Source organism: Phycicoccus flavus, assembly GCF_004025965.2.
Classification (GTDB): domain Bacteria; phylum Actinomycetota; class Actinomycetes; order Actinomycetales; family Dermatophilaceae; genus Phycicoccus; species Phycicoccus flavus.
The window spans coordinates 25,472-50,090 of record NZ_SAYU02000026.1 but is presented as its reverse complement, the minus strand read 5'-3'; the positions used below and the strand labels follow the sequence as shown (position 1 = coordinate 50,090).

Below are 24,619 nucleotides of genomic sequence, written 5' to 3'. Positions count from 1 at the left end.
ACCGAGTGGGCCTACCGGCACGCCTTCACCAGCAACACCGACCGCGCCACCGCCCTTGCCCCCTGGCTCCAGCGGTACAACACTCAACGACGCCACACAGCACTCGGCGGCCACCCCCCGACCAGCCAACTGTCACCAACCTGATGGCCGCGTACACCTAGGGGCCACCTCCGTCAGGCCCCCCGGTCAGGGCGCGGGCAGGTGGTCGCGCGCCCACAGCGCCGCGCTCGTGCGGTCGAGCACGCCGATCTCGCGGAAGACCCGACCGAGGTGGGCCTTGACCGTCCGCTCGGTGATGCCGAGGGCCCGGGCGATCTGCTTGTTGGCCAGGCCCTGGGCCACGAGCCGCAGCACCTCGGTCTCGCGTGGGGACAGCCCGAGCGCGGTGCCGTCCCGCTCGGCGTCGCCGGTGGCCGGGAGCAGGGCCCCGGCGACCCGCGGGTCCAGCGGGACGTGCCCGTCGGCGGCGGCCCGGACGGCGGCGAGCAGGTCGGCGGGGTCGGAGTCCTTGAGGACGTACCCGATGGCCCCGGCCTGGAGCACCTCGCGCACCCGCTCCCGGTCCGAGAAGCTCGTGAGGACGAGCACCCGGGCCGCGGGGTGGACCGCGAGCACCCCGCGGGTGCCGTCGACCCCGTCGACCCCCGGCATGGACAGGTCCATGAGGACGACGTCGGGCGTGGTGTCGGTCGCCAGCCGGGCGGCCTCGTCGCCGTCCCGGGCCTCGCCGACGACCCGGATGCCGGGGTCGGCGTCGAGCAGGGTGCGCAGCCCGGCCCGCACGAGCCGGTGGTCGTCGACGACGAGGACGCGGATCACGCGACCACCCCCAGCGGGCCGTCGAGGTCGAGGCGCCAGCGGCTGCCGGCCCCGGGCGCCGCGGCGACCCGGAGCTGCGCACCGGGGACCGACGCGAGGTCGGCGAGCATCCGCAGCCCGAGGTGGCCGGGCGGCGGGTCGGCGGGGACCGTGGCCGGGTCGAAGCCGGCCCCGTCGTCGGTGACCTCGAGGGTCACGGCCTGCGGACCGGTGCGGTGCAGCGCGAGGACGACCTCGGCCGGGCCGGCGTGCCGGGCGGCGTTGCGGACGCACTCCTGGGCGACCCGGTGGACCAGCCGCTGGGCGTCGTCGGTGAGCGCCAGGCGGTCCTCGGGGTCGGTGTCGAGCCGGACGGTGACGCCGTCCGCCCGCACCGACTGCGCGAGGTCGGCGAGGGCCGCGACGACCCCGGACCTCGACAGGCTCGGCGGGTGCAGGTCGACGAGCAGGGTGCGCAGCGACCGGATGCTGGCGCGGACCGCCCCGGCCGCGGACCCGAGGTCGCGGGCCAGCGCGTCCTCGCCGCGGGCGGCCGCCGTCGCGGCGGCGCCGGCCACGGTGAACGAGGTGGCGGCGAGCTCCTGGACCGGCCCGTCGTGCAGGGTGGCCGCGATCCGCCGCCGCTCGGTGGCCGAGGCGTCGACGGCCCGTTCCAGCAGCCGCAGCCGCTGCTCCTCCGCTCCCCGCAGCCGCCGGAGGAGGGTGAGGACGAGCGGGGTGACGATGAGGACGAGGAGGACGAGGCTGCTCGCCGTGACCCCGGCGAAGCCGCGCCACAGCTGTCCGGTGCGGGCGGCGACGGGCTCGTAGGACACGTAGATCTCGAAGAGCGCCGTCGAGCCGTCCGGCGCCCACACCGGGCGGTAGACCTCGACGAGCCGGTCGCCCTCCTCGAACTGGTTCTCGCCGGCCTCCAGTGTCGAGACCTCGGCGACGACCCGCCGGTCGGCCAGGGCGGCTCGCTGCTCGGCGTCGAGGGGGAAGGTCCGCCCGACCAGCTGCGGCTCGTCGGCGTAGAGCACCCGGTCGTTCGGGCTCCACAGCTTGACGCGGACGACGGTGTCGCGGTCGACGCTGCGGCGGACGGTCTCGTCGAAGCGGGCGACGGCGTCGGCGTCCCCGGCCATGAGGGCGGCGTCGAGGTTGGGCTGGACGACGGCCTCGGCGATGACGCCCGCCACCGTCGCGGCGTCGTTGACGGCCTCCCGCTCCGCGAGCTGGCGGGCCGCGAGCGCGCCGAGGACGGCGACGAGGACGACGGCGCCGAGCACCCCGAGCGCGAGCCGTGCAACCAGACGGCGCGGCCGGAGCGCCTCCGGGGCGGTGTCCGGCCGCACGACGCGCGAGACCCGCAGCCACGCCGGGCGCGCCGGCGACCCGGCCGACGCGGGGTCGGCCGGGGCGGGCGCGGCGGGTGCCAGGGGCTCAGTCGTCGGATCCGTGGCCACCCGAGCGGTCCCCGTCCTCGTGGTCGTCGTGGTCGTCCCGGCTCACGCCGCGGTCGTCGCCGCCGTGGTCGTCCCCGCTGTGGTCGTCACCGGCGTCGTGCGTCACGGGGTCGTCCGAGGCCGCACGCGGCCGGTCCCCGCCGTGGTCGTCACCGGCGTCGTGGGTCACCGGGTCGTCCGACGTCGTGGGCGTCGGGGTCGTGGGCGTCGGGGTCGCGGCGACCGCGGCCGGGGGACGGACGGGCAGGCGCTGGGCGAAGGAGGCGTTGCCGACGAGGCCGACCAGGGCGGGTGTCACGGCCACGGCTGCTCCGAGGGCGAAGAGGGCGATGCGTCGCATGGTGGGTCCTTTCGCGGAAGTGTGACAGCCCGGGCTCAGCCGGGGAGGACGACCCGCGCGCGGCAGGTCTGGCCGGCGTGCGTGGCCCGGGCCGTGACCGTGTCGCTCCCGGCCCGGTCGGGGATCCGGCGCTCGACCGTGAAGGACCCGCTCGGCGCCGTCGTCGTCGCGCTGCCCGAGCGGACGCGTACGCCGTTGTCCGCGAGGGACCACGCCCAGGTCTGGCCGCGGCGGCCCGAGTCGACCTCGAGCTCGACCTCGACCCGGCCGTCGTCGGCCTTGGCCGTGAGCTTCCACGTGGCGCCCGCGCTGCACGCGCCGGACGAGCGGACCTCGAGGTCCTTGGCCGACCCGGCGGGGGCGACGGCGGTGACGAGCAGGGCGGAGGCTGCGGCCGCGGCGGCCAGCCGGACCGCGGCGATCTGGTGCGACATGGGGGCTCCTCGGGGTCGTGCGGGCCCTCGTGACCCGCTGACCGGAAGCGTGCGCGGAGCCGGTGGACGGCCACCATCGGGCGATGGTCGTAGTACCCCGACCGCGTCGAGGGCCTACTCGCCGGTGCTGCCGTCGACCGCCTCGCGGAGCAGGTCCGCGTGGCCGGCGTGCCGGGCGGTCTCCTCGATCATGTGCAGGACGACCCAGCGGACGTTGCCGGGCTCGCCCGGACCGGACCGCGACCGGGCCCGCTGCCCGAGGTCGGGGACCTGGGCGAGGACCGCGTCGCTGCGCGCGCACGCCTCGTCGTACCGCGCGAGCAGCGCGTCCGGCGTCATCGTGGAGGACACGGTCATCTCGGCGTCGATGTCGGCGTCGACGTCGAGCGCCTGCCAGATCGGCGGCATCTCCCCTCCGCCGACGCAGACGGTGAACCACCAGTCCTCGGTGTAGGCGGCGTGGTGCAGCAGGGCGCCGAGGGTCAGGGTCGACGGGGGGTGGGCCGCCGAGAGACCGGCGGCGTCGACGCCGGTGCACTTGCGGCGCAGGGCGTCCCGCTGGCCGGCGAGGAAGCCGAGCAGCTGGGCGCGCTCGTCACCGGTGTCGGGGCGCGGGTCGGGCACGGTCTCGTCGTCGGCAGGCACCGGCCCAGCATGCCCGCGGACGGCCCCCGCGGCCACGGGGTCTCCCCGTGCCCGCGAGAGCGTCCGCCCGGGCCCTCAGCCGGCGTCCGGCCGCTCGCTGCGGTCGGCGTTGGCGTGGATCGCGTCGTGCACGTACCGCGCGAGCCCGGGCGCGAGGTCCTCGTAGGTCCTCGTGAAGCGCGGGTCGGCGAGGTACATGTCGGCCAGGCCGCGGTGGAAGCCGTGGTCGAGGTCGTAGAACCACCGCGCGATCTGCGCGCGGTGGGCCTCGGCGGCGTCCATCGCGCGCGGCGACGTCGGCGGCTCGCCGGACTCCAGCGCGGCGACGAACGCGGCGTTCACGGCGTCCTGCTCGGCCTTGACGGCCGCCCAGTCGGCCGTGGTGTAGGCATCGGTGCGACGCTTGGACTGCTTCCAGGCCTCGGTGTCGCCCCAGCGCTCCTGCGCCTCGGCGGCGTACTCCTCGCCGAAGCCGTCGCCGAACAGCTCCTCGAGGTCCTTCGTGGTCGCGGGCTTCTCCGTCATCTCTCGCTCCAGTGCTCGGTCGATGGCCGCGACGAGCTCGGTGAGCTCGCCCAGCCGGGACGTGACCACGTCGCGCTGACGCCGCAGGTGCTCCTCGGGCGTCCCGTCGCCGGCCAGCAGGTCCGCCACCTCGTCGAGGGGGAGGTCCAGCCGCCGGTACGTGACGACCGTCGCGAGCCGGGTGAGGTCCGCGTCGGTGTAGAGGCGGTACCCGGCGGGCGTCCGGGCGGACGGGACGACGAGACCGATGGCGTCGTAGTGGTGCAGCGTGCGCACCGTGACGCCGAAGGTCTGCGCGACCTGGCCGACCGTGAGCTCCATCCCGGCAGTGTGCTGGTCCGTCGTGGTCATGTCACCCACGGTCCGGCCTCACGCCGCGTGAGGGTCAAGCCCCGGTCTCGGCCCTTCGTTTCTCGCCTGATCCCGGAAGGTTCGGGTTCGCGCACCTTCGGAGGCTGCGCGAACCCGAGGGTCGAGGGATCAGGCGAGAAAGCTCGGGAGGGGCGGCGGTCAGGACTTCCTGGCCGGGGACTTCTTGGCCGTCGACGTCTTGGCGCTCGACGTCTTGGCGGTCGACGACTTCTTCGTGGCGCTCTTCGTCGTGCGCTTGCGGGCGGTCTTCTTCGCCGGCCCCTTGGCGCGCTTCTCCGCGAGCAGCTCGTAGCCGCGCTCCGGCGTGATCTTCTCCGGGTCGTCGTCCTTGCGCAGCGTCGCGTTGGTCTCGCCGTCGGTGACGTAGGGCCCGAACCGCCCGTCCTTGACGACGACCGGCTTGCCCGACACCGGGTCGGTGCCGAGCTCGGCCAGCGGCGGCTTCGCCGCGGCCCGTCCACGCTGCTTGGGCTGGGCGTAGACGGCCAGCGCCTCCTCGAGCGTGATGTCGAAGAGCTGCTGCTCGGACGTCAGCGACCGCGAGTCGGTGCCCTTCTTCAGGTACGGCCCGTAGCGCCCGTTCTGCGCGGTGATGTCGTCGCCGGACTCCGGGTCCTTGCCGACGACCCGGGGCAGCGACAGCAGCCGCAGCGCGGTGTCCAGCTCGATGGTCGCCAGGTCCATGTCCTGGAAGAGCGACGCGGTGCGCGGCTTGACCTTGTTCTTGCCCTTGCCCTGCTCCTCCTCGGGGACCACCTCGGTGACGTAGGGGCCGTAGCGGCCGGCCTTGGCGACGACGTCGCGCCCGGTCGCGGGGTCCTGGCCGAGCACCCGGCCGTCGTCGGCCGCCTGGTCCAGCAGCTCGCGGGCCATGGCCGGCGTCATCTCGTCCGGCGGGACGTCGTCGGTGATCGACGCGCGACGCGGCTGGGTCTCGCCGGAGGACGCGGCCTTCTCGTCGGTGACCTCGCCGGTCCTGGGGTCGATCCCGGCGGGCACGACCTCCTCGACGTAGGGGCCGTAGCGGCCGACCCGGACGACGACGCCGTCGCCGATGTCGATGGTCGAGATGGCCCGGGCGTCGATGTCCCCGAGGTCCTCGACGAGCGAGCGCAGCCCCTCGGCGGAGGCCGCCTCGTCGCCGAAGTAGAACCGCTTGAGCCACGCGACGCGCTGCTCGTCGCCGCGGGCGATGGCGTCGAGGTCCTCCTCCATCGACGCGGTGAAGTCGTAGTCGACGAGCCGGCCGAAGTGCTCCTCCATGAGCCGGGTCACGGCGAACGCCAGCCAGGACGGCACGAGTGCGTTGCCCTTGGTGTTGACGTAGCCGCGGTCCTGGATGGTGCCGATGGTCGAGGCGTACGTCGAGGGTCGGCCGATGCCGCGCTCCTCCATGGCCTTGACCAGCGTCGCCTCGGTGTAGCGGGCGGGCGGCGAGGTCTCGTGCCCGCCGGCATCGGCCTGCCGGACGTCGAGCTCGCGGCCGGCGCCCAGCTTCGGCAGGCGGCGCTCCTCGTCGTCGCCGCCGCGGGGGGCGTCGCGGCCCTCCTCGTAGGCGGCGAGGAAGCCGCGGAAGGTGATGACCGTGCCGCTGGCCGAGAGCTCGACCTCGCGGGCCGGCGCCGACTCCGGCAGCGTCGCCGTGAGGCGCACCGAGGCGGTCGAGCCTCGCGCGTCCGCCATCTGCGAGGCGACGGTGCGCATCCAGATGAGCTCGTAGAGACGGAACTCGTCGCCGCGCAGCTCGCCCGCGACCTGCTTCGGGGTGCGGAAGCGGTCACCGGCCGGACGGATGGCCTCGTGCGCCTCCTGCGCGTTCTTCACCTTCTTCTCGTAGCGGCGCGGGGCGTCCGGCACGGAGGCGGCTCCGTACATGTCGCGCGCCTGCTGGCGGGCGGCGGACAGGGCGGTGTCGGACAGCGCGGTGCTGTCGGTGCGCATGTAGGTGATGTAGCCGCTCTCGTAGAGCCGCTGGGCGACCCGCATGGCGTTGCGGGAGTTCAGGCGCAGCTTGCGCGAGGCCTCCTGCTGCAGCGTGCTCGTCGTGAACGGCGCGCTGGGACGGCGGGTGTACGGCTTCTCGCTGACCTCGGCGACGGTGGCGCGCACCTGACGCAGGGCCTCGGCGACGCCGGTGGCCTGCGCCTGGTCCAGGGCCGTCGTGCGCTCGGCGTTGCGCAGCGTGCCGTCGTCGGCGAAGTCGCGGCCGGTGGCGACGCGCTTGCCGTCGACGCCGGTGAGCCGGGCGGTGAACAGGTCCTCGTCGGCGCCCGGGGTCACCTCGGCCGAGACGTCCCAGTAGCCGGCCCGCACGAACGCCATCCGTTCGCGCTCGCGCTCGACGACCATTCGGGTCGCGACCGACTGCACGCGGCCGGCGGACAGCTTCGGGGCCACCTTGCGCCACAGCACGGGGCTCACCTCGTAGCCGTAGAGCCGGTCGAGGATGCGCCGGGTCTCCTGGGCGTCGACGAGCGCGACGTTGATGTCGCGGGTCTGGTTGGCGGCCCGCTGGATGGCCTCGCGGGTGATCTCGTGGAAGACCATCCGCTTGACCGGGATCTTCGGCTTGAGGGTCTCGAACAGGTGCCAGGCGATGGCCTCGCCCTCGCGGTCCTCATCCGTGGCGAGGTAGAGCTCGTCGGCGTCCTTGAGCAGCTTGCGCAGCTCGCTGACCTTCTTCTTCTTGTCGGCGTCGACGACGTAGTACGGGTCGAACCCGTCGTCGATGTTCACCCCGAACTTGCCGAACGGGCCCTTCTTGATCTCCGCGGGCATCTCGCTCGGGGTCGGGATGTCCCGGATGTGCCCCACCGACGCCTCGACGTCCCAGTCCCCGCCGAGGTACCCGGCGATCGTCTTGGCCTTCGCCGGCGACTCGACGATGACGAGCTTGCGTCCTGCCACTGCTCCCACCTGCCTGTTCCGTCCCACGTGCAGCGGATTCGTCGCTGCTCCGACGTGCGGACGCCGCTGACGGTAGCGCTCGCTGCTGACCGGGCGCACATCAGGGGCCGCGGGACGGGTCGCCGGCTCGCGACGCTGCCCGGCGCGGATCGTGGAGGAACACCCGGACCTCTCCTGTGGTTGAATGCTCAACTAGATGTCAGAGGAGCCGCCATGTCCGACCAGCCCGTCGCCGAGCGCCAGCCCGTCCTGTACCTGAGCCACGGCGCGCCGCCGCTCGCCGACGACGCGACGTGGACCGCCCAGCTCGCCGCCTGGTCCGCGGACCTGCCGCGGCCCCGCTCGGTCCTCATGGTCTCGGCGCACTGGGAGCAGGAGCCGGTGTCGGTGTCCGCCACGTCCGGCGACGTGCCGCTCACCTACGACTTCTGGGGCTTCCCGCAGCGCTACTACGAGGTGACCTACGACGCCCCCGGCGCCCCCGACCTCGCCCGCTCGGTGGCCGGGCTCCTCGCCGGTGCCGGCGAGGAGCTGCACCAGGACTCCGCCCGCGGCCTGGACCACGGCGCCTACGTGCCGCTCGTCGAGATGTTCCCCGAGGCCGACGTCCCGGTCCTCCAGCTGTCGATGCCGACCCTGGACCCGCAGCGGCTGTTCGACCTCGGCCGCCGGCTCGCCCCCCTGCGCGACGAGGGCGTGCTCGTCGTCGGCTCCGGGTTCACGACGCACAACCTGCGCTGGTTCAACCCGAGCGACGGGCCGGACGTCGCGCCGCCCACGCCGTCCGCCGAGTTCGACCACTGGGCCGCCGAGGCGGTCGGCCGCGGCGACGTCGATGCGGTCCTCGACGTCCTCTCCACCGCCCCCGCGGCGCACGAGGCCCATCCGCGCACCGAGCACTGGGCACCGCTGTACGTCGCCCTCGGCGCGGCGTCGGTCTCCGGCGACGTCGCGGGACGCAGCGTCGTCGACGGCTTCTGGTACGGCCTGAGCAAGCGCTCCTGGCAGTTCGACTGACCCGCCCCACTCGTCCCGTCCCGCCCCCGGGCCGGGGAGGTGTCGGAAGGGTCGGGTCAGGCGGCGAGGTGCTCGGCGAGGAAGGCGTCGATCCGGGCCCACGCGTCCGCGGCCGCCCCGGGCTCCGGACCGGCGTGCAGCACGAGTCGCGTCATCGGGGCGAGGTACCAGGCCGAGAGGTCCTCGGGGTTGAGGAAGGAGTGCCCGGCACTCGCGTACTCGCGGACGTCGTGCGGCACGCCGCGCGCGGCCAGCGCCGACTCCAGCTTCGCGGCGGACCCGCGCAGCCACCGGTCGCGTCCGCCGTAGCTCGCGACCACGGGGCAGGCGCCGTCGAGCACGTCCGGGGTGCGCGGCAGCATCCCGTAGTTGGGCGCCGCCGCGTCCCAGCCGGGCCGACCGGCGAGGACCAGCGCGAACCCGCCGCCCATGCAGAAGCCGATGACCCCGACCCGTCCGGTGCAGCGCTCGTCGCCGGCCACCTGGGCGCGCGCCGCCTCGATGTCGTCGAACGCCTGCCCGGAGCCGCGCCGCAGCGCGGTCATCGTCGCCCGCAGACAGGCCGTCCTCCGGCCGCGCGAGAGCAGGTCGGGGGCGAGGGTGAGGAAGCCGGAGCCCGCCATCCGGTCGGCGATGCCCCGCATGTTGTCGTCGAGCCCGAACGCCTCGTGGACGAGGACGAGCCCCGGCCACGGGCCGTCGCCGGCCGGGACGGACCGCCAGGCCGGGAGGTCGCCGACCCGCGTCGGGCCGGACGACACCGCCGTCGCGGACACGTGCTCAGTGCCCGGCGCGCCGGCGCTTCTTCGGCGCGGGGCGCGTCGGGTCGTCCCGCACCTCCTCGACGTCCTCGGGGACGTAGATGGGCCGCAGCCGGCTCCAGGCGATGAACACCACACCGACGACGAGGAGGGCGAGACCGGCCCAGAGGTTGGCGTTGACCCCGCCGGTCTTGTCCGTCTCGGGGTCGGCGAAGATGCCCATGAGCAGCAGGATCAAGCCGTAGCTGCCGATGAGCAGCCCGATGATGTTGCGGATGTCGAAGGCGCCTGCCTTGTGCGTGTCGGCCATGTCGGCGGTCCTCTCAGAAGGCGAGGTTGAGGGCGATGGTCATGACCAGCGCGATGATCGCGAGCGGGATGGTCCGCCGGAACCACGGGAAGGACGCCTCCTCGGGGTCGACGAGGTCCTCCTTCGGGGTCTCGGAGTAGACCAGGCCCTTGAGCTCGGAGACCGGCTTGGGCTCGGTCACCATCGTCACGGCGACGGAGACGAGGATGTCGACGACGAAGGCGGTGGACGCGGCGACGAAGGCCGCGCCCTGGCCGCCGATGGGGATGACCCCGAGGCTCAGCGAGCCCAGGGAGTCCTTGGCCAGGATGGCGACGATGATGGCCGACGCGGTGCCGGACACCAGGCCGGCCCAGCCCGCCGTCGGCGTCATCCGCTTCCAGAACATGCCGAGGATGAAGGTGGCGAAGAGGGGCGCGTTGAAGAAGCCGAACAGCGTCTGGAGGTAGTCCATGATGTTGCCGAAGTTGCTCGCCACGAGCGCGGTGAAGATGGCGATGAACGTCGCCGCCACCGTCGCGATCCGGCCGATCCGCAGGTAGTAGTCGTCCGAGCGGTCGCGGCGGATGTACCGCTCCCACAGGTCGTAGCTGGAGACCGTGTTGAAGGCCGAGATGTTCGCCGCCATGCCGGCCATGAACGCCGCGAGCAGGCCGGTGATGGCCAGGCCGAGGAGGCCGTTGGGCAGCAGGTCGCGCATGAGGTAGAGCAGCGAGTCGTTGTACGCCACCCCGTCCCCGGACGCGCCGCCCGGCGGGCTCTCCCCCTGCTTGAGCTGGACGATCTCGGTGACGAGGACCGCCGCGATCATGCCGGGCAGGATCGTGATGAAGGGGACGAACATCTTCGGGAAGGCCCCGATGATCGGGGTCTTGCGTGCCGCGGAGATCGACTCCGACGCCATCGCGCGCTGCACCTCGACGAAGTTCGTCGTCCAGTAGCCGAAGGACTGGACGAAGCCGAGGCCGAAGACGATGCCGACGACCGCCCAGAACGGGCTCTCGAAGCCGACGAGCGCCTGGCCCGGCCACGAGTTCAGCTGCTGCTCCGCGGGCGGCACCGCGGCCGACGCGGGCGCGCTCGTCGCCACCTCGGCCAGCTGCTGCTTGAGGCCGTCCCAGCCCCCGACGCGGTGCAGGCCGATGAGGGTGAGCGGCAGGAGGCTTGCGACGATGACGAAGAACTGGAGCACCTCGTTGTAGATCGCCGCCGACAGGCCACCGAGGGTGATGTAGCTGAGGACGATGACCGCCGCGACGATGAGCGCCAGCCAGAGCGGCCACCCGAGGAGGGCGTGGACGATCGTGCCGAGGAGGAAGAGGTTGACGCCGGCGATGAGCAGCTGCGCGACGGCGAACGAGATCGCGTTGAAGAGGTGGGCGCCGGTGCCGAAGCGGCGGAGCATGAACTCCGGGACCGAGCGGACCTTGGAGCCGTAGTAGAAGGGCATCATCACGACGCCGAGGAAGAGCATGGCCGGGATGGCGCCGACCCAGAAGTAGTGCACCGTGGGGACGCCGAACTGGGCCCCGTTGGCACTCATCCCCATGATCTCGACGGCGCCGAGGTTCGCGGAGATGAAGGCCAGGCCGGTGACCCACGCCGGCAGCGAGCGGCCGGAGAGGAAGAAGTCGACCGAGTCCGAGACCGAGCGGCGGGCCAGCAGGCCGATGCCGAGCACGAAGCCGAAGTACACGACGAGGATGAGGTAGTCGACCGGTTTCGCGTCGATGAGGGTGTCCGCCGCCGGGACCATGCCCGGCACTGCGGTACCGACTGCCTGCGCTGCTTCGACCACGGACACCACCTGCTCCTCGTCGAGTAGGGCACCCGGCCGGGCGCCGGAGGTCACGCTAGCCCCTCGCGCCTCCCGGGGCACCCCTCCGAGCGACCGGATTCGCGCGATGGATCAGGTCAGGTCCGCGAGCCGCCGCCCGGGCCGGCCGCCGCGCCCGCCGGGACCGGCGCGTCGCCCGGGTCGACGAGCGCTGACGCGAACTGGGCGGCGTGCAACCGAGCGAATGCCCCTCCGGCGGCGAGCAGCTCGGCGTGCGAGCCGCGCTCGACGATCCGGCCGTCCTCCATGACGAGGATGAGGTCGGCGTCGCGGATCGTCGACAGCCGGTGGGCGATGACGAAGCTCGTCCGGTCGGTGCGCAGCGCCGCCATCGCCTGCTGGACGAGCAGCTCGGTGCGGGTGTCCACCGAGCTCGTCGCCTCGTCGAGGATGAGCAGCGAGGGTCGGGCGAGGAACGCGCGAGCGATGGTCACGAGCTGCCGCTCCCCGGCGCTGATGTTGTCGGCCTCGGCGTTGAGCACGGTGTCGTAGCCGTCCGGCAGCGAGTGCACGAAGCGGTCGACGTACGTCGCGCGCGCCGCCTCGAGGATCTCCTCCTCCGTGGCGCCCGGCCGGCCGTAGGCGATGTTGTCGCGGATCGTCCCGGCGAACAGCCAGGTGTCCTGGAGGACCATGCCGGTGCGGCCGCGCAGGTCGTGCCGGGTGAGGTCGGTGATGTCGACGCCGTCGAGGGTGATCCGGCCGCCGTCCAGCTCGTAGAAGCGCAGGACGAGGTTGACCAGCGTCGTCTTGCCGGCACCCGTGGGCCCGACGATGGCGACGGTCTGACCGGGCTCGACGACGAGGTCGAGGTGCTCGATGAGCGGGCGGTCGGCCTGGTAGGAGAACGACACGTCCTGGAACTCGACCCGGCCGCGGGCGTCGTCGATGCGGGCCGGCACCTGCGCCTCGGCGTCCTGCTCGGGGGCGTCGAGCACCTCGAAGACCCGCTCGGCGGACGCGACGCCGCTCTGCATGAGGTTGGCCATCGACGCCACCTGGGTGAGCGGCTGGGTGAACTGCCGGGAGTACTGGATGAATGCCTGGACGTCGCCGAGGCTCATCGCGCCGGTGGCGACCCGCAGCCCGCCGACGACGGCGATGGCGACGTAGTTGAGGTTCCCGATGAACATCAGCGTCGGCATGATGATCCCGCTGATGAACTGGGCCCGGAACGTCGCCTCGTGCAGGGCGTCGTTGCGCTCGGCGAACTCGCGGTCGGCCTCGGCCTGCCGCCCGAAGACCTTGACCAGCTCGTGGCCGGTGAAGGTCTCCTCGACAACGGCGTTGACCTCGCCGGTGCTCTTCCACTGCTGGACGAAGTGCCTCTGGCTGCGCGAGCCGATCGCCGCGGTGACGGCCATCGTCACCGGGATGGTCACGAGCGCGATGACGGCGAGCAGCGGGCTGATGTAGAGCATCATCGCGATCATCGCGACGACGGTGAGCAGGGCCGTCACGAGCTGGCTCAGCGTCTGCTGCAGGCTCTGCGCGACGTTGTCGATGTCGTTGGTCACCCGGCTCAGCAGCTCGCCGCGGGGCTGGGCGTCGAAGTACGGCAGCGGCAGCCGGTTGAGCTTGTCCTCGACGTCGCGGCGCAGCCGGTAGACGGTGCGGTTGACGACGCCGACGAGCAGCCGCCCCTGGACGAGCTGGAGGGCCGCGGCGACGAGGTAGATCACGAGCACGACGACGAGCACCCGCCCGACGGCGCCGAAGTCGATGCCCTGGCCGGGGACGACGTACCGCATCGCCGCGAGGACGTCGGCCAGGCGGCCGTCGCCGGAGGCGCGCAGCCGGGCGACGGCCTCCTCCTGGGTGACGCCGGCCGGGATCCGGGCGCCGAAGACGCCGGCGAAGACGAGGTCGGTCGCCCGGCCGAGCACCTTCGGGCCGACCGCGTTGAGGACGACGCTGCCGAGCGCGAGGGCGAGCGCGGTGAGCACGACCGGCCGCTCCGGGCGCAGCAGCTCGAGGACCCGGCGGGCCGAGGGCCCGAAGTCCTGGGACTTCTCGGTGGGCATGCCGAGCTGCGCGTGCGGCGGGCCGCCGCGCCGCGTCGAGGCCGGACCGCGCCGGGCCTCGGCCGCCTTCTCCTCCGCGGACCTGACCTCGCTCACACCGCCACCTCCCGGGTCTGCTGGCTCTCGACGATCTCGCGGTAGGTGGGGCAACCGGCGAGCAGCTCCTCGTGGGTGCCGGTGCCGACGACGGCCCCGTCCTCGAGGACGACGATGCGGTCGGCGTCGAGGATGGTCGACACCCGCTGGGCGACGGTGACGACCGTCGCGTCCCGGGTGACCGGGGCCAGGGCCGCCCGCAGCCGGGCGTCGGTGGCGACGTCCAGCGCCGAGAAGGCGTCGTCGAAGAGGTAGACCGCCGGGCGCCGGACGAGGGCCCGGGCGATGGCCAGCCGCTGCCGCTGCCCACCGCTGACGTTCGTCCCGCCCTGGGCGACGGGGCTGTCGAGGCCGCCCGGCAGGGCGCGCACGAAGTCCTCGGCCTGGGCGATGCGCAGCGCCTCCCACAGCTCGTCGTCGGTGGCGTCGGCACGGCCGTGGCGCAGGTTGCTCGCCACCGTGCCGGTGAAGAGGTACGGGCGCTGGGGCACGAGGCCGATCCGGCTCCACAGGTCCTGCGGGTCGGCGTCGCGGACGTCGACGCCGCCGACGAGCACGGCGCCCCCGGTGACGTCGTGCAGGCGGGGGACGAGCCCGACGAGCGTCGTCTTGCCGGCCCCGGTGCTGCCGACGACGGCGGTGGTGCTCCCGGGCTCGGCCGTGAACGAGACCTCGCGCAGCACCGGGGCGTCGGCGCCGGGGTAGGCGAAGGTCGCGGCCCGCAGCTCGACGGCGACCGGGCCGTCCGGCAGGGCGACGGCGCGCTCCGGCGGCCGGACCGTCGTGCTCGTGTCGAGGACCTCCGCGATGCGGCCGGCCGAGACGGTGGCACGCGGGATCATCATCGACATGAAGGTCGCCATCATCACGGACATGAGGATCTGGATGAGGTAGGCCATGAAGGCCGTGAGGGCGCCGATCTGCATGTCGCCCGAGGCCACCCGGTGGGCGCCGAACCAGATGACGGCGACGGTCGAGGCGTTGAAGATGACCATGACGATGGGGAAGGCCAGGGCCATGAGCCGGCCGACGGCCAGCGCGGTCCCGGTGTAGGTGCGGTTGGCCTCGGCGAAGCGCTCGCGCTCGACGTCCTCGCGGACGAAGGCGCGCACCACGCGGATGCCGGTGATCTGCTCGCGCAGGATGCGGTTGACGGTGTCGACCGCCTTCTGCATCTCGCGGAAGTGCGGCACCATCCGGCTGATGACGGCGCCGACGGCGATGCCGAGGGCCGGGACGGCCACGGCGACGAGCCAGGACAGCCCGGCGTCCTCGCGCAGCGCCATGACGACGCCGCCGACCATCATGATCGGCGCGGTGAGCATCATGGCCAGCGCCATGTAGGTGACCTGCTGCACCTGCTGGACGTCGTTGGTCGAGCGGCTGATGAGCGTCGGGGCGCCGAAGCCGGACAGCTCGCGGGCCGAGAACGTGCCCACCCGGCCGAAGACGGCGGCCCGCAGGTCGCGGCCCAGCGAGGCGGCGGTCAGGGCGCCGATTCGGGTGGCGGCGACGGCGGCACCGATCTGCACGAGGGAGACCCCGAGCATCCAGAGGCCGGCGGTGAGGATGAAGCCGGTGTCGCCGACGGCCACGCCCTCATCGATGATCCGGCCGTTGAGGCTCGGCAGGTAGAGGGAGGCCAGGGTGCCGGCCAGCTGGAGGACGACGAGCACGACGAGCATCGGCCGGTAGGGGCCCAGGTGGTCGCGGACGAGGCGGTAGAGCATCAGCGGTCCTTCCGGACCCCGTCGAGGACGACGGAGACGATCTCGGCCGCGTCCAGGCGACCGGTGGACATGAGGGGGTGCACGCTCGAGAGGGTGAGCACGCGCAGGATGGCGATGACCTCGTCGACCGGCTTGCGCAGGCGCATGGCGTCGTCGCCGACGAGGTCGGTGAGGGCGGCGTCGACCGCCGGGTCGGACGGAGAGCGCCGCCGCTTGCTGTCGATCGGGGCCGGGGCGCCCGCGTGGTGCAGGACGGAGATGAGGCCGACGATCCGCTCGACGTGCCGCTGCATGACCGCGACGCCGCAGGTCAGCCGCTCGTCGAGGTCCAGCGTCGTGTCGATCCCCCGCAGCTCGGCGACGGCGGGGGTGGAGTCGAAGACCGCCGCCACGCAAGCCTGGACGAGGTCCTCCTTGGTCGGGAAGGCGCGGAAGACCGTGCCCTCGGCGATGCCGGCGGCCTCGGCGACCTGCTTGGTCGTGAGGCCGGGACCGTGCTCGCGCAGGAGCGGGATCGTCACCGCGACGAGGGCGGCCCGGCGCTCGTCGGGGCTCATCGCGGGGGCTCGGGGCGTCACGCCCTGCAGCATAGAGTGAGTGAGCACTCACTCACAACCGCGTTTCCCCGTCTCGACTTTCCCGCCCCATCCGGGTTCCCCGGGGTTCGCAAGGCTGGACCGGGCACGTGAACCCCCGGTTTCCCGGATGGGGCGGGAAAGTCGGGGTTCGCAAGGCTGGACCGGGCACGCGAACCCCCGGTTTCCCGGATGGGGCGGGAAAGTCGGGGTCAGCGGGGGAGGAGGAGGCCGTCGGCGGCGACGTCGCGGACGAACGCCACGACCTCGGCCCGGACCCGGGCGTCGTCGAGGTCGAGCAGACCGGCGATGGCCGCGGCCGCGGCGCGGGCGGTGAGGTCGCCGTCGCAGACCGACGCGAAGGCGGCCGTGACGGTGGTCATCGGGACCTGACGCCGCAGCCCGCCGCCCTGGCGCAGGAGGATGACCCGCGGGTCCGCCTCCCCGGGGACGGCGTGCCGCTCCTCGGTGACGTCGTCGGCCCGGTGCCAGGCGACGTCGAGCAGCGCGTCGTCGTCGTGCTCGGCCAGCCAGGTGCGCGCCGCCACCCCGGCGAGCACGGCCGGCCCCATCGGCTGCTCGACCGGCCCCGGCACGTCGACGAGATCCCGGAACGGCTCGCGGTCGGTGGCCGGGCGCTGGAGGGTGACGACGCCGAAGCCGATGGCCTCGACGTCGCGGGCGGCGAAGTCGTCGAGCCAGGCGGTGTACATCGCGTTGAAGTCGGCCGTGCCCGGGTGGTGCCCGCCGTCGCGGGTCCAGGTCTCGGCGTACTCGGCGGGGTCCTGGGTCTCGCGCTGGACGACCCACGCGTCGAGCCCGGTGCCCTCCAGCCAGCCCTCCAGGCGCTCGGTCCACGTCGTCCCGTGGGCCACCTCCCAGTTGCCGAGCAGCTGGGCGACGCCGCCGGGCTCGAGGTGCCCACCGAGCCGCCGGACGAGGTCGGCGACGACGTCGTCGCCGCTCACGCCGCCGTCGCGGTAACCGAACAGGGGCACGGCGCCCGAGCGCGGGGTGATGACGAACGGCGGGTTGCAGACGACGAGGTCGAAGCGCTCCCCCGCCACCGGGTCGAGCATGGAGCCGGAGCGCACGTCCCACGACAGGCCGTTGAGGGCGGCGTTGAACCGCGCGAAGGCGAGCGCCCGCTCGGACAGGTCGGTGACGACGACCTCGTCGGCGTGGGCGCCCAGGTGCAGGGCCTGGACCCCGCAGCCGGTGCCGAGGTCGAGGGCCCGCCGCACCCGGGGGCGCGGTGTCCAGGAGGCCAGCGTCGCGGACGCCCCGCCGACGCCGAGGACGTGATCGGGCAGCAGCGGCCGCCCGGTGGCGAGTTCGCCGAGGTCGGAGGCGACCCACCAGTCCGCCCCGTCTGCGGCGTAGGGCCGCACGTCGCACCGCGCGACGACGGCGTCGCCCTCCGGCTCGACGAGGCCGAGGTCGACCGCGCCGGCCACCCCGAGGGTCGGCAGCGCCGCGGCCACCTCGGTGGCGTCGACGGGGTCGCCGAGGGTGAAGAGCCGGACGAGGGCCGCCACCGGGTGGCCGGAGGAGTCGGTGGCCCGCTGCGCCGGCAGGGCCTGGTCGCGGTCCAGCGCGGCCGCCGCCATCGGGCCGAGCAGGTCGGTGACGCCGCCGACGGTGAACCCCGTCGTGCGCAGGTCGTCACCGAGCCGCGCAACCAGGTCGGCGTCGACGCGGGGCGGGTTCGCGGTCATCGCGTCCGAGCCTAGAGCGTGGCACCCGTCCCCGGCTCGGCGGTCCGGCGGGCCTCGAGCTCGGACTGCAGCCAGTCCGTCATCGCGTCTCGGTCGTAGCGGGCCGTCGTCGGCAGGGGCAGCGCGGGACCGCCGGTGATCCCCTGTGCGACGCCCGAGAACAGCCGTCCGCCGCGGCTGCGCGCCGCGATCCGGTCGTACTCGGCCGACGTGAGCAGCAGCATGACGGTGCGGTTCCGGTGCAGGTCCACCGCCTCGACGGCGAACATCTCGTTCCACGGCGCAGGCGGCCATCCCGCCCGCAGGACGACGCCGTCGGTGGTGACCGAGAACGCGAGCCGGGGCGCGACGATCATCCGCAGGGTCAGGATCAGGGCGACGCCGAAGAGGAGCGTCGAGAACCCGCCGAACAGCCGCGCCAGGAGGACCTCGACCCGGCCGTCGGTCGAGAGGTCCGGAGGGCCCCCGTCGAGCTGGACGACCCCGGCCAGGACGAGCCCGAACGCCACGAACACGACGGAAGGGAGCGCGAAACCCGCGGCCCACCGGCGCGACTCGACGAGGTCGACCCGGCCCTGCGACCGCAGCGTCCGCGCCCACTCCTCCCCCGGGTCGGTCATCCCTGGGCGATGGCCTTGATGGTGGCCAGGGTGAGTGGGATGCCCTCGTGGGCCGACCGGCTGCGGGACTCGATCTCGGCGTCGGCGCGGTCGCCGAACTTCTCGTGGAAGAACGCGATGCCGCCCTCGAGGAACTGCCACGACTCGGTGAGCCGCGTGCCGTCGCCCGCCGGCTCCATCGTGTAGCCCCAACGGACCCGGCCCGGGCCCACCTCCCAGGCGAACTCTCGCGGCCGGTCGGCGACGACGACCTCGGAGTGGGTGGTCCACGTCCGGTCCGGGGTCTCGTTGTGGCCGGTGAAGCCCGCGCCGACCTCGGCGCCGCGGGCGGGGTCGTCCCACACGCAGCCGCGGCAGACCGGGCTCCACTCGCCGGTGCGGGGGACGTCGGAGACCAGGTCGTAGACGACGGCGGGGTCGGCGGCGACGAGGACGGACTCGGAGTAGGAGAGCACGTGGTCCATGCGGGCGAACCTACGCCCGGCGGCCGCCCGGCGACGCGCGAAGGGCCGGCCCCGTCGCCGGGACCGGCCCCTCGTGGGTGCTGCTGCGGGTCAGACCTGCGCGGGCGCGGGGCTGTCCTCGGTGGACTGCACGTCCGGGTCGATCTCGTCCCCACCGATGGCGAGGTCGCGGCTCTTGGTCACCGCGACGGCCGCGACGACGATGAGGAACGCGACGGCGGCGATGCCGTACCGGATCGGGGCCGAGGCGCCGGTACCGATGCTCAGCGTGACGATCGCCGGGGCGACGAGCACCGAGACGAGGTTCATCACCTTGATGAGCGGGTTGATGGCCGGGCCGGCGGTGTCCTTGAACGGGTCGCCGACGGTGTCGCCGATGACCGTGGCGGCGTGCGCCTCGGAGCCCTTGCCGCCGTGGTGGCCGTCCTCGACGATCTTCTTCGCGTTGTCCCAGGCGCCGCCGGAGTTGGCGAGGAAGACCGCCATGAGGGCACCGGAGCCGATGGCGCCGGCGAGGAACCCGGCGAGTGCGCCGACACCGAGGCCGAAGCCGACGGCGACCGGCATGAGCGCGGCGAGGAGGCCCGGCGTCGCGAGCTCGCGCAGCGAGTCCTTGGTGCAGATGTCGACGACCCGGCCGTACTCCGGCTTGGCCGTGCCCTCCATGATCCCGGGGATCTCGCGGAACTGGCGGCGCACCTCGAAGACGATGGCGCCGGCCGCGCGGGTCACCGCGTTGATGGCCAGGCCGGAGAAGAGGAACACGACGGCCGCGCCGATGATGAGCCCGACGAGCGTCGACGGGATGGTGATGAGGCCGTAGGCGTCCTGCAGCCAGAGCGCCTCCTCGAGGCTGCGCGGCTGGAGGCCGGGCATGACCTCGGCGGCGGCCTGGTTCCAGGCGTCGGTGTAGGAGCCGAAGAGGGCCGTGGCCGCGAGGACGGCGGTGGCGATGGCGATGCCCTTGGTGATGGCCTTGGTCGTGTTGCCGACCGCGTCGAGCTCGGTGAGGATCTGCGCGCCCTCGCCGTCGACGTCGCCGGACATCTCGGCGATGCCCTGCGCGTTGTCGGAGACCGGGCCGAAGGTGTCCATCGCGACGATGACGCCGACGGTGGTGAGCAGGCCGCAGCCGGCGAGCGCGATGAGGAACAGGGAGAGCGAGACCGCGCCGCCGCCGAGGAGGAAGGCGAGGTAGACGGCGCCGCCGATGATGGCCGCGGTGTAGACCGCCGACTCCAGGCCGACGCCGATGCCCGAGAGGACGACCGTCGCCGGGCCCGTGAGCGAGGTGCGGGCGACGTCCATCGTCGGGCGCTTGTCGGTGCCGGTGAAGTGGCCGGTGAGCCAGAGGATGATCGCCGCGAGCACGATGCCGATGACGACGGCGAGCAGCGCGGTGAGACGCGGGTCGCCGGTGAGGGCGTTGATCTGCTCGTTCTGCGTCCCGAGCTCGCCGTAGGTGGCCGGGAGGTAGACGTAGGCGGCGATCGCGGAGAGCACCACGGAGATCCCGGCGGCGATGTAGAAGCCGCGGTTGATGGCGGTGAGCGCGTTCTGGCCGGGGCGGGCCTTGGTCACGTACACGCCGAGCAGGGCGGTGAGCGCACCGATGGCCGGGATGATGAGCGGGAAGACGAGGCCGTAGGCGCCGAAGGCGGCGGAGCCGAGGATGAGCGCGGCGACGAGGGTGACGGCGTAGGACTCGAAGAGGTCGGCGGCCATGCCGGCGCAGTCACCGACGTTGTCGCCCACGTTGTCGGCGATGGTCGCCGCGTTGCGCGGGTCGTCCTCGGGGATGCCGGCCTCGACCTTGCCGACGAGGTCGGCGCCGACGTCGGCGGCCTTGGTGAAGATGCCGCCGCCGACGCGCATGAACATCGCGAGCAGCGCGGCGCCGAAGCCGAAGCCCTCGAGCACCTTGGGGGCGTCGCCCTGGTAGAGCAGGACGACGACCGAGGCGCCGAGGAGGCCGAGCCCGACGGTGGCCATGCCGACGACGCCGCCGGTGCGGAAGGCGATCTTCATGCCGAGGTCGCGGCCGCCCTCCATGCGGGCGGCGGACGCGACGCGCACGTTCGCCTTCACGGCGAGGCTCATGCCGAGGTAGCCGATGGCCGCGGAGAACAGCGCGCCGACGATGAAGAACCCGGACCGGCCCCAGCGGATGCCGGCGCCGTCGGCCGGGAGGAGCAGGAGCAGGCCGAAGACGAGGACGACGAAGATGCCGAGGGTCTTGAACTGGCGCGCGAGGTAGGCCTGCGCGCCCTCCTCGACCGCCGCGCCGATCTCGCGCATCGAGTCGGTCCCGGTGTCGGCCGCGAGGACCTGCTGCCGGAACACGACGCCCATGACCAGCGCCACGAGCGCGATCACCGCGACCGTGACGACCAGGGTCAGGTTGGTCCCGGACAGGTCCAGGGCGCCCGACTCGGCGGTCGCGAGTGCGAGGGGTGCCATTCCATCCTCCTTGACGGCGGTGCTCCGTACCCCGGGCGCGGTCGCGCGCCGACGCGGGGACGGTCGGCACGGACTGTACCTTCCGGTTCAGGCCGTCCGCTCCCCAGGGTCGCCGTGACGCGCTTCACACGGCGCGGCCGGACGAGCGGGGTGGGGGCCGGTGCCGGGCTCAGGCGGCGAGGGCCTCGTCGACGCTGGCGTGGATGCCGAACACCTTGTCGAGACCGGTGATCCGGAAGACCCGCAGGATGCGCTCGCTGGAGCACACGATGCGCATCCAGCCCGAGGCGTTGCGGACGAGCTTCAGGCGGCCCACGAGCACCCCGAGGCCGGTGGAGTCCAGGAAGGTGACGGCGTCGAGGTCGACGACGAGCCGGACGTGGCCGTCCGCGATCTCCTGGTCGAGGGTCTGGCGGAGCTGGGAGGCGCTGTGCACGTCCACCTCGCCCTCGACCGTCACGACGGTCACGTCGTCGTGGTGGGAGGTGGTCACGGAGAGCTCCACGCTTCTGGCTCCTCGGATGGCCGATGGCGGTCGATGTCGTCGTGGTCGCCGACCCCGGGGGGTGTCGGCACCAGGGATTACCGTAACCGGCGTGTCCAGCCCTGCCCAGCACCTCCTGCGGGTCGCGGGCGGTGCGGACGACTCCCGCCTCGTGCACGTCGAGGTCCTCCCCGCGCGTCCGGCGGTCGTGGCGGACTGGCCGGCGTCGGTGCCGCCGGTCCTGCGCGGGGCCCTGGAGGGCGCCGGCCTCGCGCGGGCGTGGAGCCACCAGCGGGAGGCCCTGGACCTCGTGGCCGATGGCGAGCACGTCGTCCTCGCCACCGGGACGGCGTCCGGGAAGAGCCTCGGCTACCTCGTGCCGGTCCTCGGCGCGCTGAGCGACGGCCGGTCCGGGGGCGTGGGGGTCCACGGGCCGACGGCGCTCTACCTCGCCCCCACCAAGGCCCTCGCCGCCGACCAGCTGGCGCGGGTCGAGGGCTTCGCCCTGCCGGGGGTGCGGGCGGCCACCTACGACGGCGACACCCCGCCGGACGAGCGCCGCTGGGTCCGTGAGCACGCCGACCTCGTGCTCACCAACCCCGACCTGCTGCACCACTCGCTGCTGCCGGGGCACGCCCACTGGAGCCGCTTCCTGCGCGGGCTGCGCTACGTCGTCGTCGACGAGTGCCACGTCTACCGCGGGGTGTTCGGCGCCCACGTCGCAGCGGTGCTGCGCCGGCTGCGGCGGGTCGCCGGGCGGTACGGATCGGCGCCGACGTTCGTCCTGGCCTCGGCGACCGTCAGCGACCCCGCCGAGCACGCCGGCCGCCTGACCGGTCTGCCGGTACGCGCGGTCACCGAGGACGGCTCGCCGCGCGGCCCGATGACCTTCGCCCTGTGGGAGCCCACGACCGGCGAGGACGGCAGCCGCCGGTCGGCCACCACCGAGGCCGCCGAGATCCTCGCCGGGCTCGTCGACGGCGGGGTGCGCACCGTGGCCTTCGCCCGCAGCCGGGCCGGGGTGGAGGCGCTGGCCACCGGCGCGCGCCGGCGCCTCGAGGAGCGCTCCCCCGACCTCGTCGACGGGGTCGCCGCCTACCGGGGCGGCTACCTGCCCCAGGAGCGGCGGGCCCTGGAGAAGGACCTGCGCTCGGGACGCCTCACCGGGCTGGCCGCGACGAACGCGCTCGAGCTCGGGGTCGACGTCAGCGGCCTGGACGCCGTCGTCATGGCCGGGTGGCCCGGCCGGCGGGCGAGCCTGTGGCAGCAGGCCGGGCGGGCCGGTCGCGGCGGTCAGGAGTCGCTGGCGGTGCTCGTCGCGGCAGACGACCCGCTGGACTCCTACCTCGTCCACCACCCGGGCGCGATCTTCGGGACGCCGGTGGAGGCCACCGTCCTCGACCCCGACAACCCGCACGTGCTCGCACCGCACCTCGCCGCCGCCGCCGCGGAGCTGCCGCTCGGCGAGGCCGACCTCCCGCTGTTCGGCGACTCGGCGCGCCGGCTGCTCGGCGTGCTCGTCGAGGGCGGCATCCTGCGCCGCCGGCCGACCGGGTGGTTCTGGGCCCGGGAGGACCGCCCGACCGACCACGTCTCGCTGCGGGGGGCCGGGGAGGTCGTCGCCGTGGTCGAGACCCGGACGGGGCGCGTCGTCGGCACGGTCGACGGCGCCGCGGCGCACGCCCAGGTGCACACCGGCGCCGTGCACCTGCACCAGGGCGAGACCTGGGTGGTCACCGACCTCGACCTCGAGGCCCGCACCGCGCACGTCGTGCGCGGCGACCCCGGCTGGTCGACGCACGCCCGCTCGACGAGCCGGTTCGACATCCTCGACGCCGAGCGCCGCACCCCCCGGGCGCGCGCCGACGTCGGCTTCGGAACGGTGCGGGTGACGACGCAGGTCACCTCCTTCGTCCGGCGGCTGCCGTCCGGCGAGGTCATCGGCACCCACCCGCTGGACCTGCCCGAGCACGCCCTGACGACCAAGGCCGTCTGGTGGACGGTGTCCGCCGAGGTGCTCACCGCCGCCGGCGTGCGCGAGCAGGACGTCCCGGGGGCGCTGCACGCGGCGGAGCACGCGGCCATCGGGATGCTCCCGCTCGTCGCGACCTCCGACCGCTGGGACGTCGGCGGGGTGTCGACGGCGCTGCACCCGGACACCGGCCTGCCGACGGTCATGGTCTTCGACGGCTACCCGGGCGGCGCCGGGTTCGCCGAGCGCGCCCACGCGGCGTTCGAGGACTGGGTCCGCGCCACCCGCGACGCCGTGCTCGCGTGCCCGTGCGCCACCGGCTGCCCGGCGTGCGTGCAGTCGCCGAAGTGCGGCAACGGCAACGAGCCGCTGGACAAGGCCGGCGCCGTCACGGTGCTCGAGCTCGCCCTGGCCCGCGCCGGCTGAGCCCCCCGTCCGCAGGGGACGTCGTGGCCGGTCGGCGGGGGTAGGGTCCGATCCATGGTCGTCATCGGGGTGCTGCTCATCCTCCTCGCCGTCGCCGCGGCCGTCCTCCTCTTCCTCGGCACCGGCTCGATATCGACCCCGGTCACCGTCGACATCCCCGGCGGCAGCGTCGAGTTCGCCCCCGTCGTGCTGCTCGTCACCGGCATGGTCATCATCACGATCTTCTGGTTCGGCTGGTTCCTCCTGCGGGTGGGCACGGTCCGGGCCCACCGCCGCCGGGTCTCGCGCCGCGAGGCCGAGCGGGAGGCCGAGGAGCAGCGGCTGGCCCAGGAGGCCCGGATGAAGGAGGAGGTCGAGGCCCGCGAGCGCGAGCTCGCGGAGGAGCGCCGGCAGGGCGAGATCCGCGAGGCCCGGCTGCGGCAGGAGGCCGAGGAGCGGGCCGCCGAGCAGCACGTGTCGACCGAGACCGCCCGCCGCCGGGCCGAGGTGGCCGAGGCCCGCGCCGGGGACCGCCCGTCCGCCGAGGCCGTGACCCGCGGCGACGCCCCCTCCCCCGACGCCACCGACCCCGGCCCGCGCCGGGACACCACCGACCCTCCCGGGGGCCGCGGGCGCTGAGCCCTCGGGTCCGGCCC

The 24,619-nt window shown here is 73.9% G+C and carries 22 protein-coding genes; 4 read left to right on the top strand and 18 right to left on the bottom strand.

What is annotated here, in order from left to right:
- The coding region (locus EPD83_RS09635) for an integrase core domain-containing protein (protein ID WP_165566518.1) at positions 1 to 144 on the top strand (144 nt) is incomplete at its 5' end.
- Positions 145 to 186: 42 nt separating this feature from the next.
- On the opposite strand, the gene EPD83_RS09630 is transcribed toward EPD83_RS09635, so the two are convergent.
- The 7 genes from EPD83_RS09630 to topA form a co-directional block, all read right to left on the bottom strand.
- Positions 187 to 819 carry a response regulator gene (locus EPD83_RS09630; protein WP_128368187.1) on the bottom strand — a complete coding sequence of 211 codons (633 nt, stop codon included), beginning with the start codon at positions 817 to 819 and terminating at the stop codon, positions 187 to 189.
- Complete coding sequence (locus EPD83_RS09625) at positions 816 to 2,267, bottom strand: sensor histidine kinase (RefSeq protein WP_165566517.1); 1,452 nt, start codon at positions 2,265 to 2,267, stop codon at positions 816 to 818. Before EPD83_RS09625 ends, EPD83_RS09630 begins: the two co-directional genes overlap by 4 nt.
- Complete coding sequence (locus tag EPD83_RS09620; RefSeq protein ID WP_165566516.1) at positions 2,245 to 2,607, bottom strand: hypothetical protein; 363 nt, start codon at positions 2,605 to 2,607, stop codon at positions 2,245 to 2,247. Before EPD83_RS09620 ends, EPD83_RS09625 begins: the two co-directional genes overlap by 23 nt.
- A gap of 35 nt (positions 2,608 to 2,642) precedes the next feature.
- Complete coding sequence (locus EPD83_RS09615; RefSeq protein WP_165566515.1) at positions 2,643 to 3,041, bottom strand: hypothetical protein; 399 nt, start codon at positions 3,039 to 3,041, stop codon at positions 2,643 to 2,645.
- A gap of 114 nt (positions 3,042 to 3,155) precedes the next feature.
- On the bottom strand, positions 3,156 to 3,686 hold the full coding sequence (locus tag EPD83_RS09610) for a DinB family protein (protein ID WP_164896261.1): 531 nt from the start codon (positions 3,684 to 3,686) through the stop codon (positions 3,156 to 3,158).
- A 75-nt stretch (positions 3,687 to 3,761) separates the two neighbouring features.
- Complete coding sequence (locus EPD83_RS09605; RefSeq protein WP_205859487.1) at positions 3,762 to 4,562, bottom strand: MerR family transcriptional regulator; 801 nt, start codon at positions 4,560 to 4,562, stop codon at positions 3,762 to 3,764.
- Between the two features lie 159 nt (positions 4,563 to 4,721).
- Positions 4,722 to 7,499, bottom strand: coding sequence for a type I DNA topoisomerase (gene topA, locus EPD83_RS09600; protein ID WP_128366261.1), 2,778 nt, complete (start codon positions 7,497 to 7,499; stop codon positions 4,722 to 4,724).
- Between the two features lie 204 nt (positions 7,500 to 7,703).
- Here topA and EPD83_RS09595 point away from each other — a divergent pair, with 204 nt between their 5' ends.
- Positions 7,704 to 8,507: a dioxygenase family protein gene (locus tag EPD83_RS09595; protein WP_128366262.1), complete on the top strand. Its 804-nt coding sequence runs from the start codon at positions 7,704 to 7,706 to the stop codon at positions 8,505 to 8,507.
- A 56-nt stretch (positions 8,508 to 8,563) separates the two neighbouring features.
- Here EPD83_RS09595 and EPD83_RS09590 read toward each other — a convergent pair whose 3' ends face one another.
- From EPD83_RS09590 to EPD83_RS09540, 11 genes are all read right to left on the bottom strand, one after another.
- Positions 8,564 to 9,283 carry a dienelactone hydrolase family protein gene (locus tag EPD83_RS09590; protein WP_205859486.1) on the bottom strand — a complete coding sequence of 240 codons (720 nt, stop codon included), beginning with the start codon at positions 9,281 to 9,283 and terminating at the stop codon, positions 8,564 to 8,566.
- A gap of 4 nt (positions 9,284 to 9,287) precedes the next feature.
- The gene (locus tag EPD83_RS09585; RefSeq protein WP_128366263.1) at positions 9,288 to 9,578 is read right to left on the bottom strand and encodes a hypothetical protein; all 291 of its coding nucleotides are present in this window, start codon (positions 9,576 to 9,578) and stop codon (positions 9,288 to 9,290) included.
- A gap of 13 nt (positions 9,579 to 9,591) precedes the next feature.
- Complete coding sequence (locus tag EPD83_RS09580) at positions 9,592 to 11,334, bottom strand: sodium:solute symporter family protein (RefSeq protein ID WP_165566521.1); 1,743 nt, start codon at positions 11,332 to 11,334, stop codon at positions 9,592 to 9,594.
- A 158-nt stretch (positions 11,335 to 11,492) separates the two neighbouring features.
- Entirely contained in the window at positions 11,493 to 13,535 is a 2,043-nt protein-coding gene (locus tag EPD83_RS09575; RefSeq protein ID WP_407676021.1) for an ABC transporter ATP-binding protein, read from the bottom strand.
- Complete coding sequence (locus EPD83_RS09570; protein WP_165566514.1) at positions 13,532 to 15,265, bottom strand: ABC transporter ATP-binding protein; 1,734 nt, start codon at positions 15,263 to 15,265, stop codon at positions 13,532 to 13,534. The genes EPD83_RS09575 and EPD83_RS09570 overlap by 4 nt, the downstream gene beginning before the upstream one ends.
- The gene (locus tag EPD83_RS09565; RefSeq protein ID WP_165566513.1) at positions 15,265 to 15,843 is read right to left on the bottom strand and encodes a TetR/AcrR family transcriptional regulator; all 579 of its coding nucleotides are present in this window, start codon (positions 15,841 to 15,843) and stop codon (positions 15,265 to 15,267) included. The genes EPD83_RS09570 and EPD83_RS09565 overlap by 1 nt, the downstream gene beginning before the upstream one ends.
- Positions 15,844 to 16,052: 209 nt before the next feature.
- Positions 16,053 to 17,558, bottom strand: a complete 1,506-nt coding sequence (locus EPD83_RS09560; protein ID WP_165566512.1) for a DUF7059 domain-containing protein — start codon at positions 17,556 to 17,558, stop codon at positions 16,053 to 16,055.
- A gap of 11 nt (positions 17,559 to 17,569) precedes the next feature.
- A complete protein-coding gene (locus EPD83_RS09555) occupies positions 17,570 to 18,178 on the bottom strand; it encodes a hypothetical protein (RefSeq protein WP_165566511.1) in 609 nt (202 codons plus the stop codon).
- The gene (locus EPD83_RS09550; protein ID WP_165566510.1) at positions 18,175 to 18,642 is read right to left on the bottom strand and encodes an SRPBCC family protein; all 468 of its coding nucleotides are present in this window, start codon (positions 18,640 to 18,642) and stop codon (positions 18,175 to 18,177) included. The genes EPD83_RS09555 and EPD83_RS09550 overlap by 4 nt, the downstream gene beginning before the upstream one ends.
- A 90-nt stretch (positions 18,643 to 18,732) precedes the next feature.
- Positions 18,733 to 21,102 (bottom strand): sodium-translocating pyrophosphatase, encoded by a 2,370-nt coding sequence (locus EPD83_RS09545; protein WP_128365737.1) that lies wholly within the window; start codon positions 21,100 to 21,102, stop codon positions 18,733 to 18,735.
- A gap of 169 nt (positions 21,103 to 21,271) precedes the next feature.
- Positions 21,272 to 21,607 carry an STAS domain-containing protein gene (locus tag EPD83_RS09540; protein ID WP_128365736.1) on the bottom strand — a complete coding sequence of 112 codons (336 nt, stop codon included), beginning with the start codon at positions 21,605 to 21,607 and terminating at the stop codon, positions 21,272 to 21,274.
- 91 nt (positions 21,608 to 21,698) lie between these two features.
- Here EPD83_RS09540 and EPD83_RS09535 point away from each other — a divergent pair, with 91 nt between their 5' ends.
- Positions 21,699 to 23,984, top strand: a complete 2,286-nt coding sequence (locus EPD83_RS09535; protein ID WP_235950455.1) for a DEAD/DEAH box helicase — start codon at positions 21,699 to 21,701, stop codon at positions 23,982 to 23,984.
- A 54-nt stretch (positions 23,985 to 24,038) separates the two neighbouring features.
- The gene (locus tag EPD83_RS09530) at positions 24,039 to 24,602 is read left to right on the top strand and encodes a hypothetical protein (RefSeq protein ID WP_205859485.1); all 564 of its coding nucleotides are present in this window, start codon (positions 24,039 to 24,041) and stop codon (positions 24,600 to 24,602) included.
- Positions 24,603 to 24,619: the final 17 nt, after the last annotated feature.